At 43.8% G+C, this 19919-nt stretch carries 17 protein-coding genes; 11 read left to right on the forward strand and 6 right to left on the reverse strand.

Annotated features, from left to right (window positions below; translation table 11 throughout):
• Nucleotides 1-177: 177 nt before the first annotated feature.
• Nucleotides 178-2691, reverse strand: a complete 2514-nt coding sequence (locus AC59JO_RS22535) for a TonB-dependent receptor (RefSeq protein WP_413670488.1) — start codon at nucleotides 2689-2691, stop codon at nucleotides 178-180.
• Nucleotides 2692-2765: 74 nt separating this feature from the next.
• Nucleotides 2766-3089 carry a hypothetical protein gene (locus AC59JO_RS22540; protein ID WP_497308143.1) on the reverse strand — a complete coding sequence of 108 codons (324 nt, stop codon included), beginning with the start codon at nucleotides 3087-3089 and terminating at the stop codon, nucleotides 2766-2768.
• Nucleotides 3090-3301: 212 nt separating this feature from the next.
• On the opposite strand from AC59JO_RS22540, the gene AC59JO_RS22545 reads away from it, so the two are divergent.
• The 3 genes from AC59JO_RS22545 to AC59JO_RS22555 all read left to right on the forward strand — a co-directional run bounded on the left by AC59JO_RS22545 (nucleotide 3302) and on the right by AC59JO_RS22555 (nucleotide 5436).
• Entirely contained in the window at nucleotides 3302-3652 is a 351-nt protein-coding gene (locus AC59JO_RS22545; RefSeq protein WP_413671131.1) for a hypothetical protein, read from the forward strand.
• A gap of 198 nt (nucleotides 3653-3850) precedes the next feature.
• Nucleotides 3851-4561 carry a peptidylprolyl isomerase gene (locus AC59JO_RS22550; protein ID WP_497308145.1) on the forward strand — a complete coding sequence of 237 codons (711 nt, stop codon included), beginning with the start codon at nucleotides 3851-3853 and terminating at the stop codon, nucleotides 4559-4561.
• A gap of 107 nt (nucleotides 4562-4668) precedes the next feature.
• Entirely contained in the window at nucleotides 4669-5436 is a 768-nt protein-coding gene (locus AC59JO_RS22555; RefSeq protein WP_413670485.1) for an exodeoxyribonuclease III, read from the forward strand.
• Nucleotides 5437-5488: 52 nt separating this feature from the next.
• On the opposite strand, the gene porX is transcribed toward AC59JO_RS22555, so the two are convergent.
• Nucleotides 5489-7042 carry a T9SS response regulator signal transducer PorX gene (gene porX / locus AC59JO_RS22560; RefSeq protein ID WP_413670484.1) on the reverse strand — a complete coding sequence of 518 codons (1554 nt, stop codon included), beginning with the start codon at nucleotides 7040-7042 and terminating at the stop codon, nucleotides 5489-5491.
• A gap of 279 nt (nucleotides 7043-7321) precedes the next feature.
• Here porX and AC59JO_RS22565 point away from each other — a divergent pair, with 279 nt between their 5' ends.
• From AC59JO_RS22565 to efp, 6 genes are all read left to right on the forward strand, one after another.
• A complete protein-coding gene (locus AC59JO_RS22565) occupies nucleotides 7322-8554 on the forward strand; it encodes an HD domain-containing protein (protein ID WP_497308147.1) in 1233 nt (410 codons plus the stop codon).
• Between the two features lie 483 nt (nucleotides 8555-9037).
• Nucleotides 9038-10087 carry a UDP-3-O-(3-hydroxymyristoyl)glucosamine N-acyltransferase gene (gene lpxD, locus AC59JO_RS22570; RefSeq protein ID WP_497308149.1) on the forward strand — a complete coding sequence of 350 codons (1050 nt, stop codon included), beginning with the start codon at nucleotides 9038-9040 and terminating at the stop codon, nucleotides 10085-10087.
• Nucleotides 10088-10108: 21 nt separating this feature from the next.
• Nucleotides 10109-11515: a bifunctional UDP-3-O-[3-hydroxymyristoyl] N-acetylglucosamine deacetylase/3-hydroxyacyl-ACP dehydratase gene (locus AC59JO_RS22575; protein ID WP_413670481.1), complete on the forward strand. Its 1407-nt coding sequence runs from the start codon at nucleotides 10109-10111 to the stop codon at nucleotides 11513-11515.
• Entirely contained in the window at nucleotides 11512-12297 is a 786-nt protein-coding gene (lpxA, locus tag AC59JO_RS22580) for an acyl-ACP--UDP-N-acetylglucosamine O-acyltransferase (RefSeq protein WP_413670480.1), read from the forward strand. The genes AC59JO_RS22575 and lpxA overlap by 4 nt, the downstream gene beginning before the upstream one ends.
• Before the next feature lie 150 nt (nucleotides 12298-12447).
• Nucleotides 12448-13068, forward strand: coding sequence for an ABC transporter ATP-binding protein (locus AC59JO_RS22585; protein WP_497308151.1), 621 nt, complete (start codon nucleotides 12448-12450; stop codon nucleotides 13066-13068).
• 207 nt (nucleotides 13069-13275) lie between these two features.
• Nucleotides 13276-13839: an elongation factor P gene (gene efp, locus AC59JO_RS22590; protein WP_090532660.1), complete on the forward strand. Its 564-nt coding sequence runs from the start codon at nucleotides 13276-13278 to the stop codon at nucleotides 13837-13839.
• Nucleotides 13840-13921: 82 nt separating this feature from the next.
• Here the strand turns inward: efp and AC59JO_RS22595 are convergent, their stop codons facing one another.
• From AC59JO_RS22595 to AC59JO_RS22605, 3 genes are all read right to left on the reverse strand, one after another.
• Nucleotides 13922-14533, reverse strand: a complete 612-nt coding sequence (locus AC59JO_RS22595) for a dihydrofolate reductase family protein (RefSeq protein ID WP_497308154.1) — start codon at nucleotides 14531-14533, stop codon at nucleotides 13922-13924.
• Between the two features lie 670 nt (nucleotides 14534-15203).
• Nucleotides 15204-16763 carry a histidine--tRNA ligase gene (gene hisS / locus AC59JO_RS22600; protein ID WP_497308156.1) on the reverse strand — a complete coding sequence of 520 codons (1560 nt, stop codon included), beginning with the start codon at nucleotides 16761-16763 and terminating at the stop codon, nucleotides 15204-15206.
• A 240-nt stretch (nucleotides 16764-17003) separates the two neighbouring features.
• Complete coding sequence (locus tag AC59JO_RS22605; RefSeq protein WP_497308158.1) at nucleotides 17004-18056, reverse strand: hypothetical protein; 1053 nt, start codon at nucleotides 18054-18056, stop codon at nucleotides 17004-17006.
• Between the two features lie 127 nt (nucleotides 18057-18183).
• On the opposite strand from AC59JO_RS22605, the gene AC59JO_RS22610 reads away from it, so the two are divergent.
• Nucleotides 18184-18450 (forward strand): hypothetical protein, encoded by a 267-nt coding sequence (locus tag AC59JO_RS22610; protein ID WP_413670475.1) that lies wholly within the window; start codon nucleotides 18184-18186, stop codon nucleotides 18448-18450.
• 762 nt (nucleotides 18451-19212) lie between these two features.
• Nucleotides 19213-19875, forward strand: a complete 663-nt coding sequence (locus tag AC59JO_RS22615; RefSeq protein ID WP_497308160.1) for a 3-keto-disaccharide hydrolase — start codon at nucleotides 19213-19215, stop codon at nucleotides 19873-19875.
• Nucleotides 19876-19919 lie beyond the last annotated feature (44 nt).

Here is a 19919-nt window from a genome sequence, read left to right on the forward strand (position 1 = left end):
GACCTGATGGTGACGATTACATAGCCAGCAGTAATAAGCTCGCAAAGGCGCGAAGACGCTAAGAAAAAACTTTGCGCCTTCGCGCCTTTGCGAGAAATAGTGTATAAGCCGGAAAATCATCTAAACAAAAAAAGTCCCGCCAAACGGCAGGACTTTCATTTAATAGTTTAACCCAGATCAGGATTTTTTATTGCTGTTAAATCCAAAGGGAACCACCACTTTAAAGCTGATGTTGCGGCCCATGTTGAAGATCCCTCGCTGTACACCTTCGGGTACATTAGGGTTATCAAAATACTTAAGCCTGCTCATGTTTGATTGATAATTAACATTGGCAAGGTTGGTGCCTTCAACAAAAAGCTTAATAACCGGCTGGCCGGCTTTGTTAACAATATTGCCGCCAAAGCCCGCGCTTAACAGGTTGTAGCCTGCTGTGTAGGTTTCTGTTCCGTATGCCGCGAAAAAGCGGTCTTGTGCGCTGTAATGGTCAAAGCCAACAAAGGCATAAATGCTTTTAACTTTGCCGAAGCCACCGTTAAATGTACCGCGTAACTCTGAATGTGTGTGCAATGGCGGGATAAATGGCAGATATTTTAAGCTGTCGGCAACCGGGCCGCCGTTGCCTTTGTTTTCGCCGTAAGTTAGGCTTAGTGCGTTTTCAAAATGCAGCCATGATATGGGGTGCAGGTCCACATTAACCTCGCCGCCATAAATGCGTGCCTTGCTTTGTACATAAGTAAACGTAGTGTAGCCTTGTGTATAAACCGGACTACCGTCTGAAGCTAACACCTGTTGCTGGTAAATGTAGTTCGACAGGTTGTTGTTAAACACCTCAACACTGGCCGAAATATTGGGCAGCGTAAGGAATGTGCCGATATCTTCTTGCAAGCTAAACTCAGGTTTGAAGTTTTTGTCGCCGATGTGGTAGATCTGTGAACCCGGATCCGGTCCGTTGGCCGAGATTTCGGCAATACTTGGTGCCCTGAACCCGCGTGAGATATTACCCTTGATCAGGAACGCGTCTGATACATTATAGGTTGCCCCAAAGCTACCAGAAAAACCACTGAACCTTTTGTTAAACGAATCGAATTGTTTAGTAACGTTTGCTGCGGTTTCGGGATTGCTGCCGGTATATAACTGCGGAAACCCATTCCGGCCGAGGGTATCAACATAGGCTGCGCTGTTGCTGAACGAGCGGGTATCATACCTTGCACCAGCCGAAAGGTCAAGCTTGCCGAAGCTCTTTTTGATAACAAAGAACGGGCCGATATCAAACTGGTGATAAGCCGGTATCGGGAAATCGGTGGCATCGCCAATGGTATTGTTTTGGTACTGTCCGTTAACGCCAAAGGTGGTTTCATACTCATTGCCGATGTTAAAGTTATATTTAACATCATAAGTATAAGTAGTAAGGTGCAGGTTAAGCCCGGCAATATCGCCGGCCTCGGGGTGGGTATATTCGCGACGGTGGCTATATTGGTACCCAAGGTTAACTGCCAGGTTCCCGTTGCCTAAAATGAAGTTACTGTTGTTGTAGATACGGTAAAGCTGTACGTGCTGATGCAGCGTAGGGATGCTGTACGAGTTTAAAACAGACTGCGGAACAATTGGTCTGAAGGCATCATCTTCGGTAATTTGACGGGTAAACTTTCGGGTAAGTGAATCACGGCTGCCGTCGGGAATGGCTTGTTCATCGTCAAACAGCGAGGCATGCAGATATGAATAACCCCATGATTTGTTAAGGCCCACCATTACACGGGCATCTTTTTCGCGGTAGTTGGTGGCATAAACGCGACCGTCATGCTCGTTTTGATAATCTTTACTGCCCTTAGCCGAGATCACTGTACCCCAGATAAGGCCATTCTGATTACCCTGCAACCGGAATGAGCCGTTATATAATCCCTGGTTAGTACCATACAATCCTTGTACCGATCCGAGGATTTTGCCTTCGGGTACCGGTGCCGGTGTGATCAGGTTTACAACACCGCCAATAGCATCCGAACCATAGGTTAAACTTGCCGGGCCTTTGATCACCTCCACCCTGTCGATAGAGTTTTGATCCACTTCGATACCGTGCTCATCTCCCCATTGCTGGCCTTCCTGGCGGATACCATCCTGCAGGGTGATCACCCTGTTGTAGCCGAGGCCGTGAATAAAGGGTTTTGATACGTTAGGGCCGGTAGTAACCGCACTTACGCCGGGCAATGTAGCTATCTGGTCGATGATGTTACCCGATGCTGCGCGCTGCTCCAAATAGGCCTTGCCTACTGCAACCATCGGTACGGGGCTGCGTTTTATTTCGGTGGCTTTGCTCACACCGGTAATCACAACCTCGCCGGCTTCGAGCGATGAGGTTTGCATTTTAACATCCAGCACGCTTGTTTTTGAAAAGTCGACCCTTTGGTTAACGGTTAAATAACCTATATATGTTACCTGCACCAGGAAAACTCCTTTAGGTACACTGCCAAAACTGTATTTGCCGTTTACATCGGTAATTGCCCCTTTACGTAAATCCGGAATATTTACTGTTGCGCCAATGATCGGTTTGCCATCGGCCTTATCAGTAATAGTGCCCGAAAGGCTGCCAATGGCATCGTCGGTGTTATTGTTTATGGTGATAACAGTGCTTTTGGCAAATGCTATGGATTGAGCAAATACTAATAATATAATGAAGCTTATAAGCTTTAATTTCATGATGAAAATTTAAGAAAATCGATAGATACCGTTAATGACAACGGCGTTGTTTTTAAGGAAAAGATAAAGCGGAGTTATGCCATAGCCGGCGGCGCCCTTCCGGCAGAAAGGATAAGCGCAATGCTTATAAAATCGTAATCGCCGGCTTTAAAAACATGATCGGATGTTACGAGGGGTATTAAAAATGTGTTATTGCTAACAACTACAGCATCGGTGTGATGCATGGCATCGCACAGCAAACATTTTTCTTTGACGGTTTGCTGCCCCTGGGCCAAGTGGCTGTGGTTGGTGATCCCTTTAATAAGTGTATGCTGGTGCGAATAAACCATATACTGCCCGGCCACAAAGCAAACAAGCAGCAGCCATGCAAATACAATATGTAGGCGGTTTTTTTTCACAGTCAACATTCCATATAACGGAATACAGCAAAAGTAAGTATTAAAACGCGAATATTAATGCAACATTGTAACAATAATGCGATCGTTCATTAGTTCACTGGTTCATTAGTTCATTTGTCCTTCCCCCGTATAGCGCTGTTAAAATAGGGTTGTCAAACTTTTCACCAATGAACCAGTGAACTAATGAACCAATGAACCTATCTTTGCACCCTATGACACCTGCCGAGATCAATAAAAAATGGGAAGTGCTGCAGCAGCGGATAGCTGAGGAGTTTGACAACGAGAAGCCCGATATAAAAGTGATGCTTTTTTTGATTGGTGTGCAGGAGTTGGGGCAAGGTCCGCGGAAGTTTAGCAAGCGCCAAAAAGAGGAGCTGATGCATATTGCCACCTGCCGCTTAATGAGTATGATGGGTTTTTACGAGCTCGAAGGCCTTGACCAGGACGGCTGGCCACATTGGAAACGTATAAAAGTGATCCCTAACTATACCCTGCTTGAACAGGAAATGATGATGAAATCGCTCATTGTAAATTACTTTGAGGAGATGGATGGGGTAGAATAGTGAGTGGTTTATTGAGTTGATAACAGGGCTTTATAATTCCCCTTTTGAGAGGGGAATCGCTCGGTTCCCAGCTTTTACTCCTTAAATCGGCAGCTATGATCCTCCGGGAGGGAATTAGAACATTTTGAACAATTAACTATCTTCATCAATAAGGAAGAAAGCAACGCAATCAGCGAAATCAAAAATAATCAACGGTCTATGAAGAAACTTTTTACCCTAAGCATTCTTTTATTAACCCTTAGTGCTGCCTTTGCCGGCCCGCCTAAAAACCAGTACGTGCGCATCCATACGGTTTATGGCGATTGTATCCTTCGCCTGTATAATGAAACTCCCTTGCACCGGGATAACTTTATCAAGCTTACCAAAAAAGGATTTTATAATGGTACGCTGTTTCACCGGGTGATCCAGAATTTTATGATCCAGGGTGGCGACCCTGATTCAAAAGATCCGGTAAAAGCTAAACCAGGAGCCGAGCTGGGCAATGGCGATGTGGGCTACACCATCCCGGCCGAATTTCGTGACAGCCTGTTTCATAAACGTGGGGTACTTGCTGCAGCCCGGGATGATAATCCCAAAAAAGAATCAAGCGGCTGCCAGTTTTATATTGTAGAAGGCAAGCGCTTTACCGATGGCAAACTGGATACGCTGGAAAACACCCGCCTTAAAGGCCGCAAAATCCCGGCATGGCAGCGCGATTGGTATAAATCAGTTGGTGGTTCTCCGCACCTTGATCAAAACTATACCGTTTTTGGCGAGGTAGTTTCGGGTATCGATATGGTTGATAGGATTGCTGCTGTTAAAAAAGATGCCAATGATCGCCCAAATGCCGATGTGCCTATGACCGTTGAGTTGCTGAGCAAAAAGGAATGCAGGCAGTTGGATAAGATTCTTTCCCCCCCGGCCCCCTGAAGGGGGAGCTTAAGCGGATAATGGAGTGGCGAAGGGTTTATTATAGATATTATTAATATTGCAGTTTAAACTATAAAAGAAATTCCCCCTTTAGGGGGTTAGGGGGCATGAAAATACTTACATATAACGTTAACGGTATCCGTTCGGCAATAAACAAAGGATGGCTGGCCTGGCTGCAGGCTACTGATGCTGATGTTGTTTGTTTGCAGGAAATTAAAGCAACGCCTGATGTACTCACCGATCTTGGTTTGGTTGACCAGATGGGCTATCAGCACTACTGGTTCCCGGCCGAAAAGAAAGGCTATAGCGGTACCGCCATTTTTACCAAAATTTTGCCCAAACATATTGAGTACGGCTGCGGTATTCCCGACTTTGATCGTGAAGGCCGCTGCATCCGGGTTGATTTCGACGAGGTATCGGTGATGAGTGTTTATTTTCCGTCGGGTTCAAGCGGCGATGAGCGGCAGGTTTTTAAATATCGTTTTCTGGATGAGTTTGGTAAATACCTGACTCTCCTTAAAGTAGAACACCCTAACCTGGTGGTTTGCGGCGATTATAATATTTGCCACCGTCCTATTGATATCCACAACCCTAAATCAAACGCCAATTCATCAGGCTTTTTGCCGGAAGAGCGTGAATGGATGGAGAATTTTATTGAGGGCGGCTTTATAGATACCTTCCGCCACGTAAATAAAGAGCCGCATAATTACACCTGGTGGAGTTTCCGTGCCGGAGCCCGCGGTAAAAACTTAGGCTGGCGTATTGATTATGCTATGGCCAGCACCCCATTGGAAGATAAGATCCGTAGGGCAGCGATACTGCCCGAAGCTAAGCACTCCGATCATTGCCCGGTATTGCTGGAGCTGGAGTTTTAACCCCTCTAAATCTCCCCTGAAGGGGAGACTTTAAAAGAAACATTAAAGGGATTTACTTTGGCCCGTACGTAACCACCGGAACAATCATTTCCTCTAACGAGATCCCTCCGTGCTGGAAGGTTTCATTATAAAAGTTCACAAAATGGTTGTAATTGTTCGGGTACACGAAATAGCTGTCTTCCTTCGCAAAAACAAAGCTTGAGCTGATGTGCAGCCTCGGCAGCATGGCATCATGCGGGTTGCGGATATGGAAAACCTCCTTGGCATTATAGTTAAGGTTTTTGCCTTGTTTATAGCGCAGGTTGGTGTTTGTATTCCTGTCGCCCACAATTTTGCTTGGATTTTTTACGCGGATGGTGCCATGATCGGTAGTAATCACCACTCTTACTTGTTTTTGAGCCAGGTATTTCAACAGGTCATACAGCGGCGAGTGTTCAAACCACGACAGAGTTAATGAGCGGTAAGCGGCATCGTCACTTGCCAGCTCGCGGATCATCTGCATATCTGTACGGGCATGCGATAGCATATCTACAAAGTTATATACCACCACGTTAAGCTCGTTGTTCATGAGGTTATTCACCGACTCATTCAGTGCCCGGCCTTCGTCAATATTCAGGATTTTGTGGTAGGAGTGTTTGCAATCTTTGCGCAGCACCCGTTTCAGGTGATCGGCTAAAAAGTCGGCTTCGTACAAGTTTTTGCCACCTTCATCTTCATCGTTTTGCCACATTGATGGATAGCGTTTTTCCATATCTAAAGGCATCAGGCCCGAAAAAATAGAGTTACGCGCATATTGCGTAGCTGTTGGCAGGATACTGTAATAAGTATCTTCTTCCTCCAATCTGAAATATTCGGAGATAATAGGGTTAATGATCTTAAACTGATCATAACGGAGGTTATCTATCAATATAAAAAACAAAGGGCCTTTGCCATCCAGCTTAGGGAACACCTTCTTTTTAAATAATTGCGGAGATGAGGTAGGCGCCAGATCAGGGTTCTTGATCCAGTTCAGATAGTTGCGTTCCACAAATTTGCAAAACTGCATGTTGGCTTCTGCCTTTTGCAGCGTCAGGATCTCGTGCATCCCGGCATCTTCCAGCTTTTCGAGCTCAAGCTCCCAATAGATCAGTTTTTTGTAAACATCAACCCATTCCTGGTGGCTTAGGTTTTCGTTAAGTGTCATGCCCAGGGTACGGAAATCCATCTGGTAAGCCATGGTGGTTTTTTCGGTAACGAGGCGTTTGTTCTCGGTCAGTTTCTTGATGGTAAGCAATATCTGCTTAGGGTGCACCGGCTTTATCAGGTAGTCGTCTATCTTCGATCCGATGGCATCTTCCATCAGGTACTCTTCCTCATTTTTGGTGATCAGTACAATAGGAACATCATTATTGATGTTCTTGATCTGTTGAAGGGTTTCCAGACCTGTAAGGCCGGGCATGTTTTCGTCAAGAAAAACCAGGTCGAAATAATTGCTCTTAAAAGAGTCGACAGCGTCGTAGCCATTGGTAACGGTGGTTACTTTGTAGCCCTTTTCGCCCAGGAAAAGTATATGTGGTCTTAGCAGGTCAATTTCGTCATCGGCCCATAAAATGGTGGTGTCTTGCATGGTATGTATATTAAATTTCTGAATCAGAATTTTCAGGATTTGAAAATTTTCAGAATGATTCAGTATAAGGTTAAATGTTAATTCAAATATCGGTTTTTTTACCCGACATTCTGTAAATCCTAAAATCCTGTAAATTCTGATTCAGACAAGTTCTGATTATGACAGTAAACCCCAAATAGATGCTTTTGTTGTTACACAGTAAAGGTATTAACAAAATTTAACAAACCTGACGCGCTTATTTTACCTTTGTTTTACATTTTTGCACTTACATAAGCAGCATTGAATAAAAAGAAAATAATAAACGACCCGGTTTACGGTTTTATCAGTATCCCAACCGAACTGATATTTGACCTTATATCCCACCCATACTTTCAACGGTTACGCTATATCAAGCAGTTGGGCATGACGCACCTGGTATATCCCGGCGCATTGCATACCCGTTTTCATCATGCTTTGGGTTCCATGTATCTGATGGATACAGCGCTCGAAACATTGCGAAGCAAAGGCCACCAGATCTCAGCCGAAGAAGAAGAAGCGGTTACCATTGCTATATTATTACATGATATTGGCCACGGCCCTTTTTCACATGCCCTCGAAAATACAATTATTGATGGCATTGCCCATGAAGATATTTCTTCAATGCTGATGAATAAGCTTAATGCCCGGTTTGAGGGTAAGCTTACCATGGCCATTGATATTTTTAATGATACTTACCCGCGGAAGTTCCTGCACCAGTTGGTATCCAGTCAGCTGGATATGGACAGGTTGGATTATCTTAACCGCGACAGTTTCTTCACAGGTGTATCTGAAGGGGTGATCAGCTCCGAGCGGATCATTAAAATGCTTAATGTTAAAGATGATCATGTGGTTGTTGATGAAAAGGGCATTTACTCGATAGAGAAATTTTTAATAGCCCGCCGCCTTATGTACTGGCAGGTTTATCTGCATAAAACAGTAATAGCCGGCGAGGAAGTTTTGACCAAGATCTTCAGACGTGGCCGCGAACTGATATCACAGGGCGAAGAATTATTTGCGACCCCAGCCCTGCTGCATTTCTTGAAAAGACGGATCAGCCGTGACGCGTTCATGAATGAAGACCATCACCTGGAAACTTTTGCCTGCCTGGATGATACCGATATTATGGCATCGGTGAAAGTATGGGCCTATCACCCCGACCAGGTGCTTTCCCATCTTTGCAAAAACCTGGTACAGCGTAATTTATTTAGGGTTGATATCACCAACGAGTGTCCGGATGAGGTTTTTGTTGAACAGCTCCGCCAAAAAGCAATGCAAAAATATGGCGTGAGTTATGAGGATGCTGCGGCGTACTTTGTGTTTACCACATCTATCCGTAATAATGCTTATAACCAAAATGATGGTAACATTGGCATACTGATGAAGAACGGCCAGGTGAAGGATATTGCGGCCGCCAGTGATAACTCAAACCTGGTGGCTTTGGCCAAAACGGTGAAAAAGTATATCCTTTGTTATAATAAGGAGTTGTTGAATTAGGAAGCGGTTTTCCCTGTAGAGACGCATAATTGCGTCTCTCGCATGCAGATTACTGTAGTTTGGGATTGGCTGGGCGGCTTGTCCTAAAAGAGACGCAATTATGCGTCTCTACATAAAAGGCATTATAGATAAATGCCGGAAATGTGCACCGGCCGCGTTAGGGATTGTAGTGGAAAGCCCACAGCGAGGGCTGGAATTGCGGGTTGGGCAAGCGAGGACTTGGAACGGAAAGCCCGGCCGCAGGCAACGCCCATATTTAGAGATTGGGGAATAAAGATTAGTTGTTGGTGTTTTTATAAAGAAAACGATCAAAAATGACGTTATACATTGGATTTTAACCAATAGTAAAACAAAACCGATACACACTTGCGACAAATGAAGATATAATGAAAATCAAAACGCTTTGACAGTCAAAACTTTTTAACGCGTGTTCATAACTCATTAATAATTTGTTGCTTCAATTTTAACATTTAAATTTGCCCGATGCAATTTACCGCACATGATATAAGTTTACTGCTCAACGGAACTGTTGAGGGCGATGCTGCAGCTACGGTTAGTCAGCTTGCCAAGATAGAAGAAGCGGGAGCCGGGAGCCTTTCTTTTTTGGCCAACCCTAAGTATGAGCAGTTTTTATATACCACCAACGCCTCAATTGTTATTGTTAATAATGATCAGCAGCTAACAGCGCCTGTAAAAGCTACGCTGATCAGGGTGGAGAATGCCTACAGCGCCTTCACCGTGCTGCTCGAAAAATATAACACCTTCAGACTTGATAAAAAGGGGATTGAGCAGCCAAGTTTTATCCATCCAACAGCACAGATTGGTGCGGGGGCTTATATTGGCGCATTTGCTTATATCGGCCAAAATGTAACTATTGGTGATAATTGTAAGATCTATCCTAATGTTAATGTTGGCGATAATGTAATCCTTGGCAACAACGTAACCCTGTTTGCCGGTGCTACAGTTTATTTTGATTGTGTTATCGGCAACAACGTCATCGTGCACTCGGGTGCGGTTATTGGCAGCGATGGATTCGGCTTTGCCCCTAACCCCGATGGTACTTATACCAAAATTGCACAGATTGGTAACGTAATATTGGAAGATGACGTTGAAGTGGGCTCAAATACTACTATTGACAGGGCAACCATGGGTTCCACCATAGTACGTAAAGGAGTAAAGATTGATAACCTGATCCAAATAGCTCATAATGTAGAGATTGGCGCGCATACTGTAATTGCAGCACAATCGGGTATATCGGGCAGTACCAAAATTGGCGAAAGGGTTGTAATTGGTGGCCAGGTTGGTTTTGCCGGGCACCTCAATATCGCCAACGGATCGCAGTTTTCGGCCCAGACAGGAATAAACGGCTCTGTTACAGAAGAGGGTAAGGCATGGGGAGGCTCTCCATATATGCCATATAAAGATTACCTTCGTGCCCACGCTAAGCTGCGAAAGCTGCCGGAGCTTGACCGTAAGGTGTACGAGCTTGAAAAATTGATTGAAGAACTACGTAAAGGCAAGGCAAGCGAATAGCCTTAGCCGGTAAATTTAAATATGAACGTTAAACAAAGAACTATTAAAGCGCCGGTTTCGGTATCAGGAACAGGCTTGCACACCGGACAAAGCGTTACAATGACCTTTAATCCTGCCCCTGAAAACCACGGATATAAATTCAGGAGGGTTGATATTCCCGGTGAGCCAATTATTGATGCCGATGTTGATAATGTAAGCGATACTTCGCGCGGAACATCTATCAGTCAAAACGGTGCTACAGTAAATACTGTTGAACACGTATTGGCAGCCCTGGTTGGCCTTGAAATTGATAACGTGCTGATTGACCTTGATGGCCCCGAAACGCCCATTATGGACGGCAGTTCGATCCAGTTTGTTGACGTAATAACCGAAACAGGTTTTCTTGAGCAGGACGCAGACCGCGAATATTATCATATCCCTTATAACATTCACTACTCTGAACCTGATCGCAAAGTAGAAATGGTTGCCATGCCTTTAGATGACTACCGTTTTACCTGTATGGTTGATTATAACTCGCAGGTATTGGGAAGCCAGCATGCCAGTATTTCAACTATCAGCGAGTTTAAAAAGGAAATTGCTTCATGCCGTACCTTCTGTTTTTTGCATGAGCTTGAAATGCTGTTGAAGCATGACCTTATTAAAGGTGGTGATTTAAACAATGCCATTGTTGTTGTTGATAAAGACGTTGACCAGGAAGAACTTAACCACCTTGCCAAGCTGTTTAACCGAAAGGATATCAATGTTGCGCCACAAGGTATTTTAAATAATATTGAACTTCGCCACCAAAATGAGCCGGCACGTCACAAATTGCTGGATATGATTGGCGATTTGGCACTGGTTGGGGTTCCGCTTAAAGGTCATATCATGGCTGCAAGGCCGGGACACGCAGCTAACGTTGCTTTTGCTAAAAAGATCAAAGCGCTTATCAAAAAAGAAAAAAGCCGTAAGCAGGTAAAAACGTACGACCTGAATGCCAAACCGCTTTTTGACACGGTTGATATCATGAATATGCTGCCACACCGCCAGCCGTTCCTGATGATTGACAAGATCCTTGAATTGAATAAAAACCATGTGGTAGGCTGCAAAAACGTAACTATTAACGAGGAGTTTTTTAAAGGCCACTTCCCGGGCGCGCCAATTTTCCCAGGCGTATTGCAAATTGAAGGTATGGTGCAAACCGGCGGGATCCTGGTATTAAATACCGTACCCGATCCGCAAAATTACCTTACGCTGTTCCTGAAAATTGAGAACGCCCGCTTTAAAAGCAAAGTAGTACCTGGTGATACCATTATTTATATATGCGATCTTACCGCTCCTATCCGTCGTGGTATAGCTACCATGAAAGGCGTGGGTATGGTAGGAGACCGCGTTGTTGTTGAGGCCGAACTGATGGCTCAAATTGTTAAAGTAAAAGAAACAGAAGCATGATCCAGCCATTAGCATACATCCACCCACAGGCCAAAATTGCCGATAATGTGGTGATTGAACCCTTCGTTACCATCCACAAGGATGTTGAAATTGGCGAAGGTACCTGGATCGGCTCCAACTCCGTAATTATGGACGGCGCCAGGATAGGTAAAAACTGCCGTATTTTTCCCGGCGCGGTAGTATCTGCCCCGCCGCAGGATTTAAAGTACAAAGGCGAGCAAAGCACCGTAACCATAGGCGATAACACTACCATACGTGAGTGTGTTACCCTTAACCGTGGTACTGCGCTTGATAAAAACACAACCACCATAGGCAGCAACTGCCTGTTGATGGCTTATGTACACGTAGCACACGATTGTGTTATTGGCGATAACGTTATTGTTGCCAATGCGGTGCAGCTGGCCGGTCACATTACGGTTTATGATTATGCTTTTATCGGCGGTTCATCTGCCGTACACCAGTTTGTTGAGATTGGTGCGCATAGTATGATCTCGGGTGGTTCATTGGTGCGTAAAGACGTGCCTCCGTATACCAAAGCGGGTCGTGAGCCATTGTCATATGTTGGCATCAACTCCGTAGGCTTACGCCGCAGGGGCTTTTCGGCCACTACCATAGCCGAAATCCAGGAGATCTATCGGATCATATTCCTGAAAAAATATAACGTAACCAAAGCGCTCGACATCATCGAGGCCGAGTTTACCCCAAGCGTGGAACGCGATGAGATCATCAACTTCCTGCAAAACTCGCAACGAGGTATCATGAAAGGTTTTGGGAATACCTAAATGGTTGATGGGTTATAGTTCATGGTTCATAGCCGGATGCTTGTTGGCTTGATCTATCACCATGAACTATAATTCCAAAACAGCATACAGCCATAAACTATAAACAGGTTCTTCGGCTATGAACTATGAACCATCAACCATAAGCTCCCTATGATCATCACCCTCCAAAACATCGGCCGCCGCTTTAACCGCGACTGGATTTTTAAAGGGGTGGATTATATCTTTTCTTCCGGTGAATCATACGCCATACTTGGCCCCAACGGTTCCGGGAAGTCAACGTTGCTGCAGGTTTTAAATGGCAGTCTTTCGCCGTCAACTGGTAAAATTGATTTTACTGATGATGGCAAGCCGGTTGAAATAGAAACCGTTTTTACCTACTTAAGTCTTGCCGCCCCCTATCTTGAGCTGATAGAAGAGTTTACTATGAGCGAAATGATCGATTTTCATTTTAAATTCAAAAGCTTTAAGCCGGGCATAGATAAAGAACAGGTTATTGCACTGCTCAATCTACCCAAAAGCGCCAATAAGCTTATTAAATACTTTTCGTCGGGAATGAAGCAGCGCCTTAAGCTTGCGCTTGCTTTTTGCGCCGATACCCCTATGCTTATGCTGGACGAGCCCACCTCCAACCTGGATGCCCAGGGCGTTGACTGGTACTTAAGCCTCGTACAACAATTCGCCGAAGGCCGCCTTACCATTGTATGCTCTAACCAGGAGCATGAGTATGGTTTTTGCAATCATCGGTTGAGTATTGTAGATTATAAGGTTTAGATTTGAGATGTTAGATATGAGATTTGAGACTGAACAAATCGCATACTTATTTCAGTGATCCCGATAAAAAAATCTCAAATCTAACGTCTCAAATCTCATATCTGTTTTATACATAGTTCTTTAAACAGTCGCTATGGCCAGAAAATCTCAAATCTAACGTCTCAAATCTCAAATCAAATTCCTAAGTTTGCGCCTCAATATTATTTTATGGCTAAGGCATCAGATGTTAAAAATGGAAATGTACTTCGCTTCAACGGCGAATTAGTTCAGGTTGAAGAGTTTTTACACCGCACCCCGGGCAACTTACGCGCGTTTTACCAGGCCCGTATGCGCAACGTTAAATCAGGTAAACTGGTTGAATACCGTTTCCGTACAGATGAAGAGGTTGACATAGCCCGCGTTGAAACTAACGATTATCAATACCTGTATGACGAAGGTGATTCATTAGTAGTAATGGACAACACCACATACGATCAGCATAACGTACCCAAAGCACTATTTGGCCCGGCAGTTAAATTTTTGAAAGAAGGCATGAACGTAATTGTTGCCTTTGAAAGCGACGAGCCTATCATGGGGTCTATCCCTGGCTCTGCCGAGCTGGAAATTACCTACACCGAACCGGCTGTTAAAGGTGATACTTCAAGCGGTGCATTGAAAAATGCTACAGTTGAAACCGGCGCAGAGATCCGTGTACCGTTATTCATCAATATTGGCGATAAAGTTAAGGTTGATACCGCTACCGGTGCTTACGTTGAGCGTGTGAAAGGTTAGCCCCCCGGCCCCCTGAAGGGGGAGTAAGGGTTTTATTTATAAACAGAGAAGGGGCTGTCTCATAAGTTGAGGCAGCCCTTTTTTATACTACTTCTTCTTGCACTCTTGTATAATGAAGCAAAACCGCACCGCTGGCAAATGGTTTACAACTCACCAGTTTTAACGCTAAATCATTTTTTAAAGGGTTAAAGGTTTGTTGTCCGTTACCAATCTCAACAGGGTTTACCAGCAAATAAAACTCATCAACCAGGTCATGTTGAATTAAGGATGATACAAACGAATCTCCTCCATAAACAAGGATGTCTTTACCATTTTCCTTTTTCAAAGTTTCTATTGCTGCCTTGATGTCGCCACTTATAATTGTTGTATTGTCCCATGGGCTTACTTTGAGAGTGTTTGAAAAAACAGCATTTGGAATATCCGCGAAACGCTTTCCAAGCTTATACTCAGCATCGTTGGGGTTGTTTGCAATTTCTGTCCAATAGGGAATAAAACCTTCACCTGTTTTTCGTCCGTGTAAAATACAATCCACACTCTTAAGATTGTCGATACTAAAATCAGACATCCCACTGTCCCATTTATTGTTGAGTGCAAGGTTCATTTGTAATTTTAACTTTCTCATGCCGATCTGTTTTAGGATAAATTGATATTCCAAAGTTACAGGCCCGGCGGCTGCAGAAGAAGGCGTGATCACGACATTATACCGTTATGATTGCGACATTTTAGAAGTATTCTTCCCGCGCTCGTTTGCAACAAGTGTTTAACAGCAGTTTGCGTTTAAAATGCGAAGATCGACACAATAGCCCGGCCGCGATAATTATGCGTTTGCAAACCACAAGTGTTGGGAAGAGGAGAACGAGGGCCGAATTGCGCGATTCCCTCCCCTGGGAGGGGTTTTATCGACAGGCTTATCCGCTTAAATAGTGTATAAATCCTTCCCTGCTGCTACGCATTCCAGGCAATCCCCTATTTGCAGAATGGCTATGCAGGGTTCTCTGTACAGTTAGGGATTATCAATACGTATAATTTGTTTTTTTATTGGTATTAAAGAGCTCCCTCAAATCGGTTGTCTTCGTGTCTTATAATGACGTAAATGTAAGCTGTTGATTATTAAGCTTTTTTTAAATTAAGTATGAATATGGGCGTTCCCGTTAGCTAACGGGCCGGGCTTTCCGCTGCAAATCCTCGCCCCGGCCTATGCGCGCGAAGGCCGGGGCGGGCTGTGGGTTTTCCGCTGCAATCCCTAACGCGGCCCCTGCACACTACCTTAAAATATATTTTAAACGCCGTTATGATTTTTTTCGGGATTGTCCTGGTGGTTACTCTCAATGACGGAGCAGAGAAATGGGCGGAAAAACTCCCGGTTAATCCGCTAATCCCCCCAAATCCTGGTTCAGTTTGGCCACAATCTCATCTGCAGTCAGTTTCTCCTGTAGGCCGCTTGTCATGTCTTTAAAGCTTAGTAGCCCCGTTTGCATTTCATCGCCACCTACAACCACCACATAAGGGATGTTTTTATTGTTGGCATACTCCATTTGCTTTTTGATTTTAGCGCCTGCCGGGTAAAGTTCGGTGTTGATATTGTTGCGGCGAAGCGCCTGTAATAGAGGTAAACTATAAAGCTCCCCCTCTTTATCGAAATTACATATAAGTACTTGTGTGGTTTGATTGCTGCCGGCCGGGAACAGGTTTAGTTCTTCCAGTACATCGTAAATTCTATCTGCGCCAAATGAGATGCCTGCACCGGTAAGGCCTTTTAGGCCGAACATACCGGTAAGATCATCGTAACGACCGCCGCCGCCGATGCTGCCCATATTCACCTCATTGGTTTTCACTTCGAAGATAGCGCCCGTGTAATAGTTTAATCCGCGGGCAAGGGTGATGTCCAGTTCAAGCTTGGCTGTTTGCAGCGGGCAGCGTTCTATATATCCAAAAACGGTTTCTATTTCATCGCAGCCTTTTAAGCCAATCTCTGATTGGGCAAGGGCCTCGCGGAGGCTAGCCAGTTTTTCGGTGTTATTGCCCTCAAGCAGGATAACTGGTTTTAGTTTGTCGATATCGGTGTCTGTGAAACCTTTTTCAAGTAGTTCTTTGATTACGCCATCAAGGCCTATTTTATCCAGCTTGTCGATGGCTACGGTTAAATCAATGATGTTGTCGGATTTGTCTATAACTTGGGCAATTCCGGATAGTATTTTTCTATTATTGATCTTTATGCTGAAATCTTTAAGGCCAAGTTTAGTTAAAGCCTCGTCATAGATCATGATAAATTCAGCCTCATTCAATAATGAATCAGAGCCAACCACGTCGGCATCGCATTGGTAAAACTCGCGGTAACGGCCGCGCTGGGGCCTGTCGGCACGCCAAACCGGCTGCACCTGGAAACGCTTAAACGGAAATGTGATTTCGTTCTGGTGTTGCACTACGTAACGTGCGAAAGGTACGGTGAGGTCGTAGCGGAGGGCTTTTTCGGAAATTTCTCTTACGAGATTTCTTGAAGTTAATCTGTTTATAGATGCAATAAGGCTCTGTTCCAAGTCATTCAGTTGCGACTCCAATTTTGATGTAAGTGGAGCCAGGAGAGGTTTGTCTTCGGGAGGGATATTTTTAAAATTTTCTTCAGCAAGTTGTCTTTGTTCAAGCGCTTCCTTTGCAACCAACAAAGTGTCCTTTAAAGTTTTAATAGTAATCGTTTTTTCCAAAAACTCGCCACTGTCCAATACTTTAAATATCAGCTTATCCCCTTCTTCCCCATATTTCCCCATTAAGGTTGATGAGTTTTCCATTGTCGGTGTTTCTATCTGTTGATAGCCGTATTTGCGGAAAACAGATTTAATAGTATCGAAAATATAATTGCGTTTCACCATTTCGGCCGGTGAAAAATCGCGGGTGCCTTTGGGTACTGATGGTTTAATGGATGCCATGCGGCAAATGTACAAAAAAGAGGGTTATGCGTGTTGGATGAACGTCTTTGCGTGTTACTTAGCATGCGGGCCACAAGCCACAGGCTTGCGGCTGCGATTAAAAAAGAAAAGCGGTTTCGCATGCGAAGCCGCTTTTCTTTTTTTTCATCATGTCATTGCGAGGAACGAAGCAATCGCACGGAAGCGTGGCTGCTCTATACGGTATGCGATTGCCCCGCTGCGCTCGCAATGACATTAAGCTTATCGCCCATGCGTGTGAAAGCTTAAACTACTGGCAAAACCAATGGTAACATAACCATAGCTATCTTCAAAAAACTGGTTGTAATCATCCTGGCCGCGGTAGCCGCCGCCGATCATGAGGGCAGCATCGGGCATAAACGGAAACTGGTAATAGTATTTAAGGCTTACGTTTAAACGTTTCTTGAAATCAAAACTTGAGTAATTATCATACTTATCGGCAATGTAAGTAAAGTCGAACCGGATGCGCTGCCAGTTTTGGTATACTTTTTTGCTCTTGTCAGTTGGATCTTCATAGGCTTTGGCAAAGTTGTACATACGGCTTCCGTTAATGCGGATAAAGCCATAATGATCTTTCAAACCTTCAGATAAACCAAGGTTAAATAAGCCGGCATGAACTTCTAAGCCCAGGTTATCATAACGATTAATGATCAGGTCTTTTTTATCAAAGCGTTTACCGCTGTAGTAAGTTAAGGTATAAAAGTTGGTGGTGAACTTGCCGCTATCACGGTTAAAGCTGCCATCGGGATTAAGTGATGGCCCGCGTACCCCGTTTGAGTGGTGCGAGTAACCGAACGAAAAGAATTTGGGATTGTATGTATCCTCGTTGACCCTGAAGTACAACGTACCACCCGGCATAAAGCTTGGCGATTTCACAGGTGCACCTTGAGAGGCCAGCAGACGGATCTTCACCCTTGCGGTAAACACGAAAAAGAAACGTGATTTTGGAGTGCTGAACAAAATAAAGTTAGGCGCCAGATCGGCGGTAAGCTGGGTTTTTACTTTGTTAAAGTAGTCGTTCCCTCCTTCTGATACACGCAGGTTTTGCTCATAAATATGATCGAAAGCCTGGTTAATAAGGCGCTTTTTCATCAATGCGCTATCAGCCAGTGTATCCGCCGGGGTGGTATTACGACTGCCGGCAGTCGCCTTTAAATTATCAGCAGCAATAAAAATAAACAGGGCACAAATTGCTTTTAATGCAAACGCGAATCTGAAACGGGGTGTTGAAGCCGACTCTTTAAAAGCCGGTTCTATAAAATAAAAATTGATCAATGTAGTAAGTATTATTTTACCGATAATGTCTGGGTTGCAGTTAATTATAGTTAACCATATGTGTTAACGTACGGTTAATTATAACGGCGCAATATTACTTATTATAAGCTTTTTTGCAATCGGGCATATGTCAGCATTAAGTAAATGTATCGGTAATCGGCATCTTGTGACATTAGCCGGAAATTATGAACGTTTGCTGGCTGTTGCTGCGGCGCGAACGAATAAGAAATTTTTACACAAATTTTTTCAAATTAATCGAATTACACTAATTTTTAAATTACATAAATTTGAAGTTCGTGTAATTCAATTAATTGTGGCAAGTCGGCAAAATAATTCGTGTGAAAATTTCTTACCTCGATTTGCAAATATCGACCAAGCGGATATGCAGCGTTGACCCGCAGGTCTGGTGCCCGTGACTTAGCTGATGATGTTTATTAAACGCGGGGCTCATTTTGCCCTTTGGGCAAAACAACAGATTTCAATCCGAAATTATGGTGGCGGGATTTTGTCAGTACCGGGCATGATTCATTCCGTTAATATGAAAAAATAAAAAAAAAATCTATAAAAACAGCTGAAATATTCACCGTCTCCGTCTCCGCATATGAAACGCTTTTTAATTACTCTTTCAGGTTTTATCTCTTGATAATCAATTGTTTATATGTGTTTGTTGTGTTTTTTAGGTGCTTGATTATCAGGGCGTTTCATGAAAAAGGTGTTCCGCTGTTTCATTCTCAAAAAATGGAACATTACGGCTTTAAAAAGAAAATTACAGCAGGCGGTTTTTCGCTTTTTTATGGGGAATCAAAAAAATGGGACACCCCATTTGTTACAATCGGATGCCCCGACGCTGTTATCCATCTACCGTAAATTGTCCATTGTAACCAAGCTTTTACCTCTGTTTTCGCAGGCTTATACTTTATTTTTGCGATAATCGTTTTAGCATTGAAAAAAAGCCAATATATTTAGCCCAACCTAAAAAAATGTTCGCTTAATTTGCAATTAAAACGTTTTATCAAAACATGGCACTTAAACAGTTTTACATTATTTAAGTCACATACCTTGTACAAAGCAAAACAATGAAACCAACAGGAGCCGCCACAACCAACCAACGCTATTTAAATGGCGGTTCTGATACTATTAAAAACAATTATAACTTATGAAAAAAATCATGCTTGGCCTTATGGCCATCCCTGTCTTTTGCCTGTCGGTATCGGCTCAAACCAAACTGTTCGACGGGAAAACCACCAACGGCTGGCACACCTACTTAAAAAAAGATGTTGTGGGCTGGAAAGTTGTTGACGGTGCTTTACAACTCGATCCGAAAGCAGCCGAAGGTCATGGCGATTTGGTTACCGACGGCGAATACGAAAACTACGAACTTACCTTAGAGTGGAACATCAGCAAAGAAGGTAACAGCGGTATTATTTTTGGCGTGCATGAAGATCCTCAATTTGACGCAACTTACCTAACTGGCATGGAAATGCAGGTGCTTGATAATAAAGACGCAAGTGACAACAAAAAAGCCAACCACCTTGCCGGCTCATTATATGATATGATTGCACCTTCAAAAGATGTATGCAAACCGGCCGGCGAATGGAACAAAGTGAAATTGCGCAAAAAAGATGGTCAGATCACTTTCTGGCTTAATGGTACCCAAATTGTAGATGTAAAAATTGGTAGCGACGAATGGAACAAGTTATTGGCTGATAGCAAGTTTAAAAACTGGAAAGGTTTTGCCTCTTATCCTAAAGGCCATATCGCACTGCAGGATCATGGTCACCTGGTTAGCTACCGCAATATCAAATTGAAAGAGCTTTAATATTTTTCATGAACAGGGTGCTTATATAGCACCCTGTTCATATC

This window comes from Mucilaginibacter sp. A5337 (genome assembly GCF_059690695.1).